The sequence below is a fragment of the Polymorphospora sp. NPDC050346 genome (assembly GCF_040655695.1).
Lineage (GTDB): Bacteria > Actinomycetota > Actinomycetes > Mycobacteriales > Micromonosporaceae > Polymorphospora > Polymorphospora lycopeni.
This window is the reverse complement of the sequence record NZ_JBFAKM010000019.1, coordinates 106,099-119,856: the sequence shown is the minus strand read 5'-3', so window position 1 is coordinate 119,856 and position 13,758 is coordinate 106,099. Positions and strand designations below refer to the sequence as shown.

Genomic DNA, 13,758 nt, shown 5'->3' with positions numbered 1-13,758 from the left:
CTGACGTTAGATCGCGTTCTTGACTTCGTCAACCGTCGCATTGAAAGTCCTGCTCAGCAACGGGGGTGAACGAACGGGCGGGTCCGGCTGAAGGCGACCTGCCCGGTTCGACCCCTGCGGGCAATCAGGCGGCGAGCCGGGTCAGCGGTGCGGCAGCGAGAGCCACGGATCCTCCGCCATCCGGGCCTGCAGGAGGGACAGTTCGGCGTACCGGCCGCCGAGCGTGAGCAGCTCATGGTGGCTGCCCCGCTCGACGATCTCGCCCTCGTGGAGCAGGTAGATCTGGTCGCAGTTGCGGACGCTGGCCAACCGGTGCGTGATCAGGACGACCGTACGGCCCGCGGCCAGGCGGCGCAGTGCCTCGTAGACCGCGTACTCGGACCGGGCGTCCAGCGGGGCGGTCGGCTCGTCCCAGATCAACACGGGTGCGTCGCGGAACAGGCCGCGGGCCACCGCGAGCCGTTGCCACTGGCCGCCGGACAGGTCCACGCCGCCGCGGAACGCGGTGGTCAACAGCGTGTCCCAGCCCTGGGGAAGGGAGTCGACGACCTCGTCGGCCAGTGCCTCCCGGGCCGCCTGCCGCAGGGCCTGGTCGTCCGGGTCGGCGCGGTCGAAACGTCCCATCCGGACGTTCACCCGGGCCGAGTCGGGCCAGCGGACCGGATCCTGCAGCACCATCATCACCCGGTCGGCGACGGTGTCCGGATGCAGGTCGGCCAGGTCCGTGCCGTCCCACCTCAGCGATCCGATGGTGGGACGGTACAGCCCTGCGATGATCTTCGCAAGGGTGGTCTTGCCGGAGCCGTTCTCGCCGACGAGCGCCACCGTCTGGCCCGCGTGCAGGGTCAGGTCGACTCCCCGCAGCACCAGCCGGGAACCCGGATAGTGGAAGCCGACATCACGTAGCTCGATCCGTTGCGGTGCGGCCGGCGCCGGCGGCCCCGTCGCCGGACGGGCCCGGGTGGCCGCGTCGGCGAGGAACGCGTGGAAGTCGGCGACGTACAGGCCCTGCTCGAAGAGTTGGTCGGCGGCGCGTACCAGGCGGGCCAGCGCGGCGACGGCGGTCCGGGTGGCGATCAGCGCCGTACCGGCGACGGCGAGCGGGATCCAGCCGGCGTCGAGCAGCAGCCACAGGGCCGCGAAGACGCCGCCGAGAGCGACGCCGGCGAGCATTCGCCCCCGCGCCCGGACCCTGACCTGTGCTGACGCGACGGCGACCTCCTCGTCGCGGACCAGGTCGGCCGCCTCCCGGTACCGCAGGAGGACGCTGCCCTGGGCCTGGGTCGCGCGGACCTCCGCGGCCGGCTGCCGTTCCGTGGCGAGGTCGGTCACCATCGCCACCCTGCGGTTCAGCGCGACGAGCCGGGCGTTGCTGGCGTAGCCGAGTCGGGCCGCCCGCAACGCGGCCCACCCGTCCGGAAGTACGGTCACCAGGAGTACGGGCAGCAGCACCGGATGCAGCACGGTCAGGCTGACCGCGGCCGCGGTCACGGCCAGCACCGCTCCGATCACCTCGACCAGGTTCTCGACGACGCGTTGCAGGTAGAGCAGGCCGCGGTCGCGGGCCCGGAACATGCGGTCGAGAAACCGTTGATCGTCGAACGCGGTCAGTTCCACCGACAGGCCGGCCGCCACCAGCCGCTCGTCGGCGAGGCGGCGCACCGCCGGGGCGATCCGCGCCTGCGCCAGCGTCGCCACGATCTCCAGGCCGGCGCGGCCGGCGAAGGCGAGCACGACGAGGGCGAGGGCGGGCGCGGCCGACGCCAACCGGGCCCCGGTCGGCCCGGCCGCGAAGAGCCGCTCCAGCACCCCGGCCGTGGCGACGAGCCCGTACGTGGTCGCGACGCCGGCGGCGAGGTGGAGCGTGACGACCGTCCAGGCGGCGCGGGGCGCCGCCTGCCGGATCAGGCCGACGGCGGGTCCGATCGCCGCCGGCATCCCCCGGATGACCTGCCACGGCCCCATCCGGTCGGTCGGTGTCTCCAGCCGCCAGTACGGCGCGGCCACATCATCCATCGGTGGGCCCGATCCGGTCCGGCGGGCCGGGATCGGGAAGCAGGACGGAGGGCAGGCGGCACCCGGGATGCATGCGCAGCAGTTGGTAGCCGATGCCGCCGAGGCCGAGCAGCAACCCCGGCCGGAACGCGTCACGGTTCGGGCCGGCGACCGCCCCGAACTCCTCCATCCCGGTGAGCACTCGGGCGTCGAGCTCAGCGCGGTCCACATCGGAGGGGGCGACGCCGGCGTCGATCGCCACCCGCAGCAGTTCCCAGGTGCCGAGTTCGCCGTGGCAGAGGGTGTGGTTGGCCCCCATGCCCGCCGGCCAGCTCGCCGCCGCGGCCCGGCGCAGCATGTCGGCCCACCGTTCGCGGGTCCCCGGGTCGGGGGCGCGTCGCCATCGGTCGGCGGCGACGATGCCGATGCCGACCGCCCCGTGGCACCACGCCGCCGCGTCGGTCGGCCGCTCCGGCTTGCGCATGTCGAGCCAGCCCGGCAGGCCGGGGTCGTAGAGCGACTCCTCGTACCGGAACGCCGCCGCCGCCAGATCGCCGCACCCGGCAAGGTGGGACAGGGCCCAGCCGATGCCGGTGGCGCCGTGGGACACCCCGCCCAGGCCGTCGGTGGCGAACGGCCCCGGCCACCACACGGCCGCCGGGTCTCCGTCGGCCCGGCGGGCGGCGGCCCGCAGGTGCTCGCCGATCGCGGCGGCCGTCGCCGGCCATCGGGGGTCCCCGTCGATCTCGGCCAGTCGTAGCAACGGAACGATCGCGCCGGCCGGCCCGCGCAGCAGGTCGTACGCCTCGTCCGCCCGTACGGCGGCGGGCAGCAGCGCGGCGAGGGCCTGGGCGCGGCGCAGCGCCTCGTCGCTCGTGCCGTGTAGCCCGGCGCCGGACCGGCCCGCGCCGGCAAGGCCTGCGTCGCCCCGGCCGAGCCGGCGCAGCAGCAGCCAGCCCCAGATCCGGGCGCCGAGTCCGAGGTAGCCGCCCGAGGGTTCCGGACGGATCGGGATGCCGGAGCCCCGGTCGGCCTCAGCCCGGTCCTCGTCGGCGCGCATGGTCGCCAGTACGGCATCGAGCAGCTCGGCAGCGCCGTCGACCGGGTCGGCCCGCCCCGCCCGGACCTCGTTGTCGTAGGCGGCGAGCAGGACCGCGATACCGACGGTACCGAGGTACATGTCGGGCGTCAGCGGCTGCACCGCCCACCCGGAGCCGGCGGTGAGGACCGGCGCGATCCAGGTGGCGGTACCGTCCTGCGCCCGGACGGCGGTGGCAAGCAGCGTACGGACGACCTCGGCGGCGAGCGCACGTCGGCGGCGGTCGAGATCCTCCGCACGGACCTGCCGCGGGATCAGCGGTGGACCGGCCGGCGCGGGCGGAGCCTCGTTCAGATAGGCGCTGATGAGGGTCGACCGCAGTACCTGGCCGTCCAGTTCCGGATCGGCTCCGCGCCAGCGGCGCAGCGTGCCCGCGATCAGGTCCGGGTCGGCGGCCGACGTGAACATCGGGATGTCCCCGACGAGCAGGTCGGCGACCTCGGCGGCGATGACGTCGGGATCGTCGGGTGCCTCCGCGTCGTTTCTTGCGTGGCGGGCCAGCAGGTCGGTGGCCCTGGCCCGCGCGGCCGGCTCGTCGAACAGGGACGCCGGATGCCACAGCATCCGGGCCAGTTCGGCGTACGTCTCGGTGTTGCGGCGAACGTACCGCACCTCGCAGCCGGTGAACCCGGCCAGCAACGGCTCGAGCCGGCCACGCCGGTCCAGGCTCCGCAGCCGGTCGGTCAACTCGTCGAAGGCGTCGCAGACGTCGCCCCAGTAGCGGGCCAGGACGGGCTCGGGGCTCGGCTGGTTGGCGGCCTCGGGGGCGTCGAGTTCGGCGAAGCCGACCCGGACCTGGTCGGTGCCCTCGTCGACGAGGACCGGCACCCGCACCGTCGGCTGCTCACCCCGCAGCCCGCCGGCACCGGACGGGTCCAGGCCACGCCACGCCAGCGCGACACCACGCCCGGGCAGCAGTCCGGTTCCCAGCACCGACGAGCTCAGGGCGCGGCCGGCCCGGTCACTGGCCAGACCGTACCCCGACGGCAGGAGCGGCGGTTGCGGCGTGAACAGGGTCTCGCAGTCGACGATCACCGGCACCGGTCCGACCGCGATGAGGTTCTCCGCGTGCAGGTCGCTGCCGCCGAGCATCCGCATCACCGCGGCCCAGTGGCCGAGTCCCCGGTAGAACGCGTGCAGTTCCTCCTCGGTACCGCAGTACCGGTGGGCCTCATGGGCGGCCCAGCCGTACCCGTCGCGGACCAGGACGGTGGGCACCCGGATCCGGGTGGCCGGCGGTTCGTCGGGCAGCAGGCGGGCGACGAGCCCGGCCAGCTCCGCGTCGACGTGCAGGGGACGCGGCTTGTAGACGACCGGGCCGGCGGCGCACCGGACCATCGCGACCGTCTGCCCGCCGCGGTGGGTGTCGCCCGAGCCGAAGTCGAGGTCGAGCAGCGTCGGGTCACCCGACGGCAGTACCGCGTGCAGCGCGGACCGGTCCGCGGCGAACCGGTGCGCGAACGTCGCCGCCGCGCGGCGGCCGCCCGCCAGGACCCGGTCCAGGCGCGGGCGCAGGGTCGGGTAGCGGTCGTCGATCGACGGCCAGAAGCCGTCCGTGGTGGCCAGTTCCAGCCAGTGCTCCCACCGGGACCGCGGATCGGGGCCCGCCAGCCGGCCACCGGCCCGGGCGGCGTAGACCTCCAGCACCAGTGTCCGGGTCACCTTCGGTCGTACGGAGTTCCGCCACGCCCGGGTCGCGGCGGCGAGGATCACCGCCTGCTCGTCGGCGCCCAGGTCCGCAACGACCCGGAGCTGGGCCGCCAACCGACCGGCCTCCGGCGCGATCAGGCGGTCCAGCACCGGGTCGAAACTTGCCGTCGCCCGGTTCGATACCCCCGCCGCGGGGCCCGTCGTGGGGTTCGACGCCGTCGTCGCGGTGCCGGTTGCGCGGGGTGCCCGCGGAGCCGAGGTATCGGTCATGTTCGGGTCAGCAGCACAGGACGGGTCGGGAGCCGGTGCAGGAGCTGCAGCGGGTGGCCAGGCACCGCTGGGTCATGGTGATTTCCTGCAGGGCGTAGTCGCCGCCGGTGAACAGCGGGCCGGCCGGGTTCTCCCAGCCGTCGACCGGGGTGTCCGTCAACCACCGGGTGATGTGGTCCTGCGTCGGCAGCCGGTCAAGATCGGGCAGTGTGGTGATCGGCATGATCATCTCTCCTTCGCTAATTGATCGATACATGCGATTCTTCGACTGCGCGCTTGCCGGGTCCTTCCCCCCGACTTCCCGGACGGTTCCCGTGTCCTGACCTGGCCATTACTTTGGGTGGTAGGTCTCTTACCGTCGGGAGCTCTATTGGAAGTACGGGTCCTGGGACCGGTCGAGGTGGTCATCCACGGCGCTCCGGTTCGCCTCGCCAAGCGGCAACACCGGTTGATCCTGGGCGTCCTCGCCATCGAGGCCAACCGCAATGTGTCGAGCGGGCGGCTGATCGAGCTGTTGTGGGGCGACCGGCCACCCGCCCGCCCGCGGGCCGTCCTGCACAGCCGTCTGTCGGAGTTACGGGCCGCGTTGCGGGCGCTCGGTGGCGGCACGGCCCACCGGGCCATAGCCACGGGCGACGACGGGTACACGCTGCGGATCCCGAAACGGATGGTGGACGCCCACCGGTTCTTCGAGCTGGTCGCCTCCTCCCGCAGGATCGGCTCCGACCCGCAGGTACGGGACGTGTTGCGGCAGGCGCTCGACCTGTGGCGGGGGCCGGTCCTGGGCGGGTGGTCGCCGGCCGGCCCGACGGACCCGCTGTTGGGCAGCCTCGAGTCGGCCCGGTTGACCGCCGCCGAGGATCTCTACGAGGCCGAGCTGCGACTGGGGAACCACACGTCCATCGCGGACGAACTGATGGCCCTGTCGGCCACACACCCGACCCGGGACCGGCTGACGGTGGCGGTGATGCTCGCGTTGCACCGCGCCGGGCGTAGCGCCGAGGCGGCCAGCGTCTACCACCAGCGCCGGGTCTGGCTGTCCACCGAGTTGGGCGTCGACCCGGCGCCGGAGCTGAAGCGACTCCACGTCGCCGTGCTACGGCACGATCCCGCCCTCGACCTGACCGGCCCGGATCCGCTCGACCGGCCCGCCTGACCCGACCACGCCCCGGTCGGCTGACCGGACCGCCGCGCCGGTGGTCCGGTCGAACCCTGCTGCGGCTCGACGGACCACGGGCACGGCACCGGTCAGCCCTTCACGGTCAGAACCGGCTGAAGTTCGGCAACGGGCCGGGCAACGTCCGCCCGTCGGAGGCTGTTCACGACCGGCCCGACATCCTTGTACGCCCACGGCGCTTCCTGTTTCAGGTCGCGGCGCCAGGCGTCGACGATGTCCCGCCGGGCGGCGATGGCCGGGTCACGGTGGTCGAGCGGGGTGACGACCCGGAACTCGCGGAGGAAATCGTCCAGTTCGGCGTCGCTGCCACGGGCCGCCGCACCACGCGGAACCCGACGGCCGGCGCCGTGACAGGCGCTACCCAGCGCGCGGGTTTCGCCGAGCCCGCGCAGCAGGTAGCTGGGTGCGCCCATGGAGCCGGGAACGATGACCGGCTCGCCCCACAGCTCGGGGCCGCGGTGCGCATGGTCGGTGATCCCGCCCGCCGGGGTGGCGCCCTTGCGGTGCACGACGGTGCCGTCGTCGTGTGGCCAGAGCAGGTTGTGCGGCGCGTCGTAGACCAGCCGGGAGCCGATCTCCCCAACCACGTCGGCGAGGCCGGCGCGCAGCATCATCGCCAGAAAGAAGCGGTTGCCGATCGCGAAGTTGGCCGCGTTGGCAAACGCGGTCAGGTAACGCTCCCGCCGCGGTGCGCCGGCTTCGTCGAGCAGCATCGGCAGGATCCGGTTGTTCGGCATCGGTACGCCGCGCGGCCAGGCGGCGCGGGCCTGGTCCTGGCCGGTGGCGTTGGCCTGATGCCCCAGCGACAGGGAGCCGCTGTGCACCATCAGCACGACCCGGCCGGGTGCCAGGCCCCAGGCGTGCGCGGCCGCGCCGTCGTGGATGGCCGACACGTACTGCAGCTCGGCGAAGTGGTTGCCGCCGCCGATGCTGCCGACGATGCTGTCGTAGCTCGTCCCGCCGCCGCTGGTGATCCAGTCACGGAACCCGGACGCGGACCCGACCGGGAATCCGGTCGCGTGGAGCCGTCCGTCGAGGTCGGCCGTGTCGTCCGGGCGGACCTGACGCCAGGCGCCGTCGGCGTCGGTCGGGACACCGCCGTCGAGCAGACCGGGCAGCCCGTCGCGCAGCAGCCCTTCCCGCTGCGTCGCGGTCAGGCCGATACGGCGTCCGCCCTCGAAGAACAGGTGGCGCAGCCGTCGCTCGAGGGTGTCCAGGTGCGGACGCAGCCGGTCGACGGTGACGTCGGTGGCCTCGACCCGCATCCCGCAGTTGATGTCGTTGCCGACCGCCTGCGGGATGAGGGCGCCGACGGTGCGCAGCACGGTGCCGATCGGGATGCCGGCGCCCTTGTGGAAGTCCGGTGTGCACACCACCCGGTCGATGCGGGGTTCCACCTCGAGGCCGGGCGTGGCCCTGGCCAGCGCCCGCAGCGTGTCGGCGGTCTGAAGCACGGTGAGGAGTTCGTCGATCGCCGCGGACTCGATCGGGACCTCGGGACCGGCGCAGACCTCCACCGGCACGTTCGCGGGGTTGGGCAGGGTGAGCCAGGAGTCGTCGGTCCGGACCAGACGGGGGTCCGGCCGCTGTGAGACGGGCATGTGGGGCCTTTCGGAAGCTGCTGAAGATGGGGACGGGACACCGACACGCGATGGTGCTCGCGTGGATCCGGGTCGTACCGTGTTTGGTTGTGTGCCTGACGGTTCAGCAGCCGCGAGGTCGTGATCAGCATAGGCGGCGGCGGGCGTGCCCCGCGAACCCGTTTCGCCGGCACCGGCGTTCCCGGGTTTGGCCCCGGGCAACAGGCCGGGGACCATTGGTCCGAGGGGTCGAGCCCCCGGCACTACACCCGTGCACCAGATGGGTACAGGTGTGCACGATGTCAACGCCGGCGGTTCACCGCAGGCTCAGCGGGTAGAAAGCCCTCATGCCAGGCGTACCGGTCGCACACCGCACTGCCGATGTCGACGGCATCCGGACCTTTTACCGGGAGGCCGGGCCACGAGACGGCCCGGTGGTGCTGCTGCCCCACGGCTATCCATCATCGTCGTTCCAGTTCCGCAATCTCATGCCGGCGCTCGGCGAGCGCTGGCGCCTGGTCGCGCCCGACCTGCCAGGCTTCGGGTACACGCGGGCGGAGGCGGCCACTTTCGCCTACACCTTCGATGCGTACGCCGAGTTTCTGCGCCGGTTCGTCGAGGTGCTGGGGCTGACCCGCTACGCCATCTACCTGCAGGACTACGGCTCCCAGTTCGGGTTGCGGCTGGCGATGAGCGCGCCGGAGCGGGTGGCCGCGCTGATCATCCAGAACGGCGACATCTACGAGGACGAGCACGGTCCGAAGTACGCGCCGCTGAAGGAGATGTGGGCCGACCCGAGTCCCGAGGCGCTTGCGCGGGTGGCGGAGAACGTCTCCGAGGATGGGTTCCGCGCGGAATTTCGCGGCGAGGTGCCGGAGGAGATCGTCGACCGAATCAGCCCCGACCTGTGGACGCTGTCGTGGGCTCAGGTCCGCCGCCCGCCGGGGCCGGAGAACCTGGTCCGTCTCTTGGCCGACCAGCGCAACACCGTCGCGTGGTTCCCACGGCAGCAGGCATACCTGCGCAAGCACCGCCCGCCCACGCTGATCGTGTGGGGGCCGTACGATGGCTACATGCCCGAGAGCGCGGCCCGCGCCTATCTGCGCGACCTGCCGGACGCCGAACTGCACCTGCTCGACGGCGGGCACTGGCTCCTGGAGACGCACATAGACGTAGTGGTGGCGCTGATGCGCGACTTCCTGGGCCGCGTCCACCCGTAGCAGCACCCGGTTACCGGTCAATGTCACCGACAACTGGATCGACGCGGCGGCGAACTCGGTCATGGCGGCGGGTGTCGCGAAAGGTCGAGAGCTGACGGTCGCTGCCGACCGTCAGGCGCAGAAGGCGCCTCTGCGTGCCCCGGAACGCCGACAGCAGGAGGACATCGGCGTGCCCGGCGTGCCGCCCGGCTTCTTCGATCATGTGGACCAGGACCCATCGCTGGGACGGCAGCAGGGCGCGACCTGGGAGCCGGGGTGCTGCGGGGTCAGGTCGGTCCAGGTTTCGATGACCTGGTTCGCTTGAGCAGTAGCTGCCCGATAGTCTGCGAGGAGGCCCTCGACGGTTGCGCCGCAGGTGGGCCGGAAGGTGCGGCTCATGTTGTTGATCGGTTCCTCGAGGAAGTAGAACCTTTCGACGGCGGTCAGGTGCCTGGTCAGCCCGAGGAGGTTGGTGCCCGGGGGCACCCCAGCGGTACGGACCTCCGGCTCCGGCACATCGGCGACGTTGTCCACGATCACGCTGCGCAGCTAGTCGGGGATCACCCTCGGCCACGAACGCAAAGCCGACCACTCACAGGCCTTCGGCGACCTTGTCTGCGCCCTGCTCAGCCACCGCCGACCCATCAAGACGACATCTGGGATGAGCCCGAAGCGACAACCTCGTCAGGCGATCGGCGGCGCATCACCGCGCCGGCGGCCGACGAACGCGGCGGGAGTCGTTCCGAGGAACCTACGAAAGTGCCGCGTGAGATGTGACTGGTCGTGAAACCCCGCCTCGATGGCAGCGGCAGCGGGGGTCCGCCCTTTCAGCAGAAGTCTTCGCGCCACGTCGACTCGGCGGCCCGTCACGTAGCGGTGCGGTGGAACGCCATAGGCCCGCGAGAAAGCTCGCATCAGGTGATTCGGGTGCGCGCCGAGCGTCTGCGCAGCCTCGGCAATGGTCAGCGACTCGGTGAGTCGGCTATCGAGCAGTTCACGCAATCGGCGTGCCAGAGGAACATCGTGCGCGGGCGAGGGCAGCCGTACGAGTTGCGCTTGCGCGAGCTCGCGCAACTCATGGATGCCGTGTTCGGCCGCCATGGTATCGGCGGGCGACCGCAGCGCCGCGTGCACGTGCCGGGCCGCAACGACGGCACGTGCGTCGTGCAGCGTGGGGGTCGCCGCGGCAGCAGTCGCGGTACGTGGCGGCAACCATGCGGGGTCGAGGTAGAGCACCCGCTTGCGAAAGGACTTTCCACGAACCGCCGACCGGCCGTCATGAGGAACGTGCGGTGGCAGCAGCGTCACGCTCGTCGGCACCGCCTCGTGTCTGGCGCCGTCCAGGTCGTATGCCACCGCACCGGCGTCGATGAGCAGTACGGTCCAGGAGTCGTGCGTGTGGGCCGGGTAGGCATGGTGCTCGAACGTCGCGTGCAGCACTTCCTGCACCAAGGGCACCTCAGGGTGCCACGCGCGCACCGCGTCGACCATGCTAGGAACGTACAAGACCAGGCTGACGGGGCCGTCGGACAGTAGACGGATGCAGGACACCCTTTCCGCGCCCGGCGCGGCTACCGACTCAACCGCACCTGTCCGCTTCGATACGAAGGTTGCGGTGCTGCTGCGAGACGACCTGCTGCCTTGGCAGGAGTTGAACGTCACCGCGTTCCTCATGAGCGGCATCGCGACAAGCGCTCCGGACCTGACCGGGGAGCCGTATCGCGACAACGACGGCAACGAGTACCTGCCGATGCTTCGTCAGCCGGTGCTCGTTTTCACCGCGGACGCGGCGAAGCTGTCCGCGGCACGGGAGAAGGCGCTCGAGCGGGGCGTCCCGGTCGCTGTTTACACCCACCAGTTGTTCTCCACCGGTCACGACGCAGCCAACCGCGCCGCCGTTGCCTGCGTGCCCGCCGGCGAACTCGACCTGGTCGGAGTCGCGCTCCGCGGACCACGCAACGCGGTCGACCGCATCACGAAGGGCACCCGGATGCACCAGTGACAGGAGCCGGCCCTCGAGGCGGCACGGTCAGGCGAGGCCGACACCCCGGGAACGGCGCGGCCTCGTCGGCGCCTTCCTCTGGATAGGTCACGGAGTTTGGTCCGCATCACCCGCGTTAGCCGCCCTGAACGGCGGGTACACACCGACACCTCGAGGTACGCCGGGGCCAGAAAGGGGTGGGTACCGATGCGCCACGGAACCGGTGCCGCGGTGACGGGAATGGTCCGCGGGACCATGGCGGCCATGGCCATGTCTGGCCTTCGGCAGGTTACTACCTCGCTCGGCCTGGTAGCCCAGGTACCGCCAGAATCCGTCCTGTGCGAGACGGCCCCGCGGCTGATGAACGCGATCCCGGTAGCCCAGCGAACCGCCCTGGTCGAGGGGATCCACTGGAGCTACGGGGCGTTCGGCGGCGTACTGTTCGGGATGCTCCCGCGACAGCTACGCCGTCGACCATGGGCCGGCCCCGCCTTCGGGAGCGCCTTCTGGCTGGGCTTCGAGTTGGTCATTCGGAGAACGCTGGGGATCGCCGACGGCGAGGGCGACGTCCGCCAGAAGTTGGCCCTCGCGGCCGACCATGTCCTCTACGGGATGGTGGTGGGTGCCTCCGAGTGGCCATACCGGGACTGACGCCGGGTACGGCAACGGCGGCTGCCTGCGCCCGATCGAGCGATGTGACGGGCGCACCGTCGCTGAGGCGGACCTCTGCGTTGTTCGGTCGCTCTCAGTCCGGCAGGGGCGGACGATCCAGCGCCCGTTCGATCGCGAGCCCGGTTGCGCAGAGCAGACCCTCGCCGTACATCGGGCCGACAAGTTGCAGGCTGACGGGCACGGGAAAGCCAGATGACGGTATCGGCATGGAGATCGCGGGGACGCCCGCGAGATTGAACGGCGCGGTCAGCCGGGTGAGTGGGAAACCCGCGAAGGCGGTCAACAGTGGCGGGGACGCGACCAGCGTCGGCAGCGCCAGAACGTCGACCTCGTCCAGCACCGCGGCCACTTCCGCCTGCCACGCCGCGCGGGCGACCATGGCCTCGGCCAACTGCTGATCGGTGACGTCGCGGCCCGCGTACAGACCGCCGCTGACGAACTCACCGACTCCGTCGGCGTCGAGCAGCGTATGGTGCGCCCGCCACAACTCCCCGAGGATGATCATGTCGAGGGCGTCGTAGGTCTGCTCCCATCCGGGCAGCCGCACCTCGCGGACGGTGAACCCAACCGCGTGTAGTGCCGCGTCGACGACCTCTTCGACCGCGGGGTCGACGCCGTCTATCCGCAGCCGTCCGACCAGGCGAGCGGGACGCGACGCGACCGTCCAGTCCGGCTCCAACAGACGCATTCCGGTGACCACGCCGGCCACGTCGCGGGCCATCGGACCAATCGTGTCCAGACTGGGCGCCAACGGCCAGACACCTTCCGTCGGCACCCGTCCCCAGGTCGTCTTCAATCCCACGATCGCGCAACACGCGGCCGGGATACGGACCGAGCCGCCGGTGTCGGTGCCCAGCCCGATGTCCGCTTCACCGTTGGCGACCGCCACCGCGCTGCCGCTGGATGAACCACCCGGGATGCGGTCGGGCGCCACCGGGTTGACGGGGGTGCCGAACGTCGCGTTGTCGCCCGCCGGGCTGACACACAGCTCGGTCAGCGTGGTCTTGCCGACGATGTACGCGCCGGCCGCGCGCACGCCGGCGAGGCAGCGCGCATCGGACGCGGCGAGGGCCGCCCGATCACGTACCGCCACGCACCCGGCGGTCGTGATCACGCCGGCCATGTCGATGGCGTCCTTGACGGCGACGCGGACGAGCCCGTCGGGGTTGGCGGCGGGTGGATCGAAGCGGGTGATCCAGATCGACATCCGGCGAACATACGACGTGCCGACGACCGACCACCAAGCATTTTCCGGCGTTGGAACCGTCGATGGCAAGGAGGACGCGTTCACGGCGCCCATTCCATGCTCGCGGCCGGTTCTCCCGCCAGGGGAAACCACACTGGTCCGGCGGCAGGTTGACCGTGGCGCGGTTCGGCGACGGCACGACTCCGTATGGTGTTCGCACGGCCGGGGTGCGGGACCCGTCTCCGCCGGCATGTTCCGGCCGTCGCGGACGAAGGGCGAGTTGACGTGGGTACCGATATCGCCGGCGGGGTGGAGATCCGGCCGAACGGTCCGGGATCGCCGTGGCTGCTGACCGACGTCGGCGTGGATGACCTGCCGCGCAACTACGATGCCTTCGGTCTGCTGTTCGGTGTGCGGAACTACGCCGGGTTCGAACCCGTCTCGCCCGGCCGTGGCCTACCGGCGGACGCCAGCCCGGAACTGCTCGCTCTCCGGTTCTTCGACGACGAACACGATCACACCTGGGTGGCGTGGACACAACTGGCCAGCATCGACTGGACGGCGCAGGCCCCCCGAGTGGACGACCGGATCCACGAGTACGAACTGACGAGCGAAGGACCGATCCTCGCCGGCAAGGCGGGTCACCACGGGCGCGCTTGGCGCGCGGTGGCCGGCGAGGACGCCGACCCCCGGGGTAGCAGCTATCCCGAAGGAACCCAGTGGCGCGCGGCCGACAGGATGTGGCGGGTGGAGCGCCTCCGCCAGGGCGACGTCCTGCGTGGCGACCCGCCGCTGCGCACGCTGCTGGACACGATGCGCGGTCTCGCCGAGCGACATGGCGACGACAACGTACGGCTGGTCGTCTGGTTCGACAGTTAAGGCGTATCCGCGGTCCAGGTCCTTTCCACCCTGGTCGAGGCCGCGTTCGGCATCGCCGGGCAGGCATGAT

The 13,758-nt window shown here is 71.6% G+C and carries 12 protein-coding genes and 1 pseudogene; 5 read left to right on the top strand and 8 right to left on the bottom strand.

The features are described 5' to 3' along the window. Window positions 1-141: 141 nt before the first annotated feature. The 3 genes from AB0I42_RS20645 to AB0I42_RS20635 form a co-directional block, all read right to left on the bottom strand. Window positions 142-2,016, bottom strand: coding sequence for an ABC transporter ATP-binding protein (locus AB0I42_RS20645; RefSeq protein ID WP_357539152.1), 1,875 nt, complete (start codon window positions 2,014-2,016; stop codon window positions 142-144). Beyond that, entirely contained in the window at window positions 2,009-4,894 is a 2,886-nt protein-coding gene (locus AB0I42_RS20640) for a type 2 lanthipeptide synthetase LanM family protein (RefSeq protein ID WP_357539151.1), read from the bottom strand. The genes AB0I42_RS20645 and AB0I42_RS20640 overlap by 8 nt, the downstream gene beginning before the upstream one ends. A gap of 127 nt (window positions 4,895-5,021) precedes the next feature. Next, the gene (locus AB0I42_RS20635) at window positions 5,022-5,237 is read right to left on the bottom strand and encodes a DUF6229 family protein (RefSeq protein ID WP_357539150.1); all 216 of its coding nucleotides are present in this window, start codon (window positions 5,235-5,237) and stop codon (window positions 5,022-5,024) included. A gap of 147 nt (window positions 5,238-5,384) precedes the next feature. Here AB0I42_RS20635 and AB0I42_RS20630 point away from each other — a divergent pair, with 147 nt between their 5' ends. Then, window positions 5,385-6,170, top strand: a complete 786-nt coding sequence (locus AB0I42_RS20630) for a BTAD domain-containing putative transcriptional regulator (protein WP_357539149.1) — start codon at window positions 5,385-5,387, stop codon at window positions 6,168-6,170. 92 nt (window positions 6,171-6,262) lie between these two features. On the opposite strand, the gene AB0I42_RS20625 is transcribed toward AB0I42_RS20630, so the two are convergent. Further along, complete coding sequence (locus AB0I42_RS20625; RefSeq protein ID WP_357539148.1) at window positions 6,263-7,792, bottom strand: RtcB family protein; 1,530 nt, start codon at window positions 7,790-7,792, stop codon at window positions 6,263-6,265. A gap of 326 nt (window positions 7,793-8,118) precedes the next feature. On the opposite strand from AB0I42_RS20625, the gene AB0I42_RS20620 reads away from it, so the two are divergent. Beyond that, on the top strand, window positions 8,119-8,991 hold the full coding sequence (locus tag AB0I42_RS20620; protein ID WP_357539147.1) for an alpha/beta hydrolase: 873 nt from the start codon (window positions 8,119-8,121) through the stop codon (window positions 8,989-8,991). Window positions 8,992-9,001: 10 nt separating this feature from the next. Here the strand turns inward: AB0I42_RS20620 and AB0I42_RS20615 are convergent, their stop codons facing one another. From AB0I42_RS20615 to AB0I42_RS20605, 3 genes and pseudogenes are all read right to left on the bottom strand, one after another. Next, window positions 9,002-9,193: a hypothetical protein gene (locus tag AB0I42_RS20615; protein ID WP_357539180.1), complete on the bottom strand. Its 192-nt coding sequence runs from the start codon at window positions 9,191-9,193 to the stop codon at window positions 9,002-9,004. 18 nt (window positions 9,194-9,211) lie between these two features. After that, window positions 9,212-9,456 (bottom strand): annotated as a pseudogene (locus tag AB0I42_RS20610) (DUF664 domain-containing protein); the annotation flags it as partial. 198 nt (window positions 9,457-9,654) lie between these two features. Continuing rightward, complete coding sequence (locus AB0I42_RS20605) at window positions 9,655-10,461, bottom strand: AraC family transcriptional regulator (RefSeq protein WP_357539146.1); 807 nt, start codon at window positions 10,459-10,461, stop codon at window positions 9,655-9,657. A gap of 49 nt (window positions 10,462-10,510) precedes the next feature. On the opposite strand from AB0I42_RS20605, the gene AB0I42_RS20600 reads away from it, so the two are divergent. Then, on the top strand, window positions 10,511-10,972 hold the full coding sequence (locus AB0I42_RS20600) for a DUF2000 domain-containing protein (protein ID WP_357539145.1): 462 nt from the start codon (window positions 10,511-10,513) through the stop codon (window positions 10,970-10,972). Between the two features lie 243 nt (window positions 10,973-11,215). After that, a complete protein-coding gene (locus AB0I42_RS20595; protein ID WP_357539144.1) occupies window positions 11,216-11,602 on the top strand; it encodes a hypothetical protein in 387 nt (128 codons plus the stop codon). A 94-nt stretch (window positions 11,603-11,696) separates the two neighbouring features. Here the strand turns inward: AB0I42_RS20595 and AB0I42_RS20590 are convergent, their stop codons facing one another. Then, window positions 11,697-12,830, bottom strand: a complete 1,134-nt coding sequence (locus tag AB0I42_RS20590) for an amidase (RefSeq protein ID WP_357539143.1) — start codon at window positions 12,828-12,830, stop codon at window positions 11,697-11,699. 264 nt (window positions 12,831-13,094) lie between these two features. On the opposite strand from AB0I42_RS20590, the gene AB0I42_RS20585 reads away from it, so the two are divergent. After that, window positions 13,095-13,688, top strand: coding sequence for a hypothetical protein (locus tag AB0I42_RS20585; protein ID WP_357539142.1), 594 nt, complete (start codon window positions 13,095-13,097; stop codon window positions 13,686-13,688). Window positions 13,689-13,758 lie beyond the last annotated feature (70 nt).

Bases quoted from the DNA above. Each gene is read 5' to 3' on its own strand.
- AB0I42_RS20645 (WP_357539152.1), bottom strand. From the start codon at position 2,016: ATGGATGATGTGGCCGCGCCGTACTGGCGGCTGGAGACACCGACCGAC.
- AB0I42_RS20635 (WP_357539150.1), bottom strand. From the start codon at position 5,237: ATGCCGATCACCACACTGCCCGATCTTGACCGGCTGCCGACGCAGGAC.
- AB0I42_RS20625 (WP_357539148.1), bottom strand. From the start codon at position 7,792: ATGCCCGTCTCACAGCGGCCGGACCCCCGTCTGGTCCGGACCGACGAC.
- AB0I42_RS20620 (WP_357539147.1), top strand. From the start codon at position 8,119: ATGCCAGGCGTACCGGTCGCACACCGCACTGCCGATGTCGACGGCATC.
- AB0I42_RS20615 (WP_357539180.1), bottom strand. From the start codon at position 9,193: ATGATCGAAGAAGCCGGGCGGCACGCCGGGCACGCCGATGTCCTCCTG.
- AB0I42_RS20605 (WP_357539146.1), bottom strand. From the start codon at position 10,461: ATGGTCGACGCGGTGCGCGCGTGGCACCCTGAGGTGCCCTTGGTGCAG.
- AB0I42_RS20600 (WP_357539145.1), top strand. From the start codon at position 10,511: ATGCAGGACACCCTTTCCGCGCCCGGCGCGGCTACCGACTCAACCGCA.
- AB0I42_RS20595 (WP_357539144.1), top strand. From the start codon at position 11,216: ATGGCCATGTCTGGCCTTCGGCAGGTTACTACCTCGCTCGGCCTGGTA.
- AB0I42_RS20590 (WP_357539143.1), bottom strand. From the start codon at position 12,830: ATGTCGATCTGGATCACCCGCTTCGATCCACCCGCCGCCAACCCCGAC.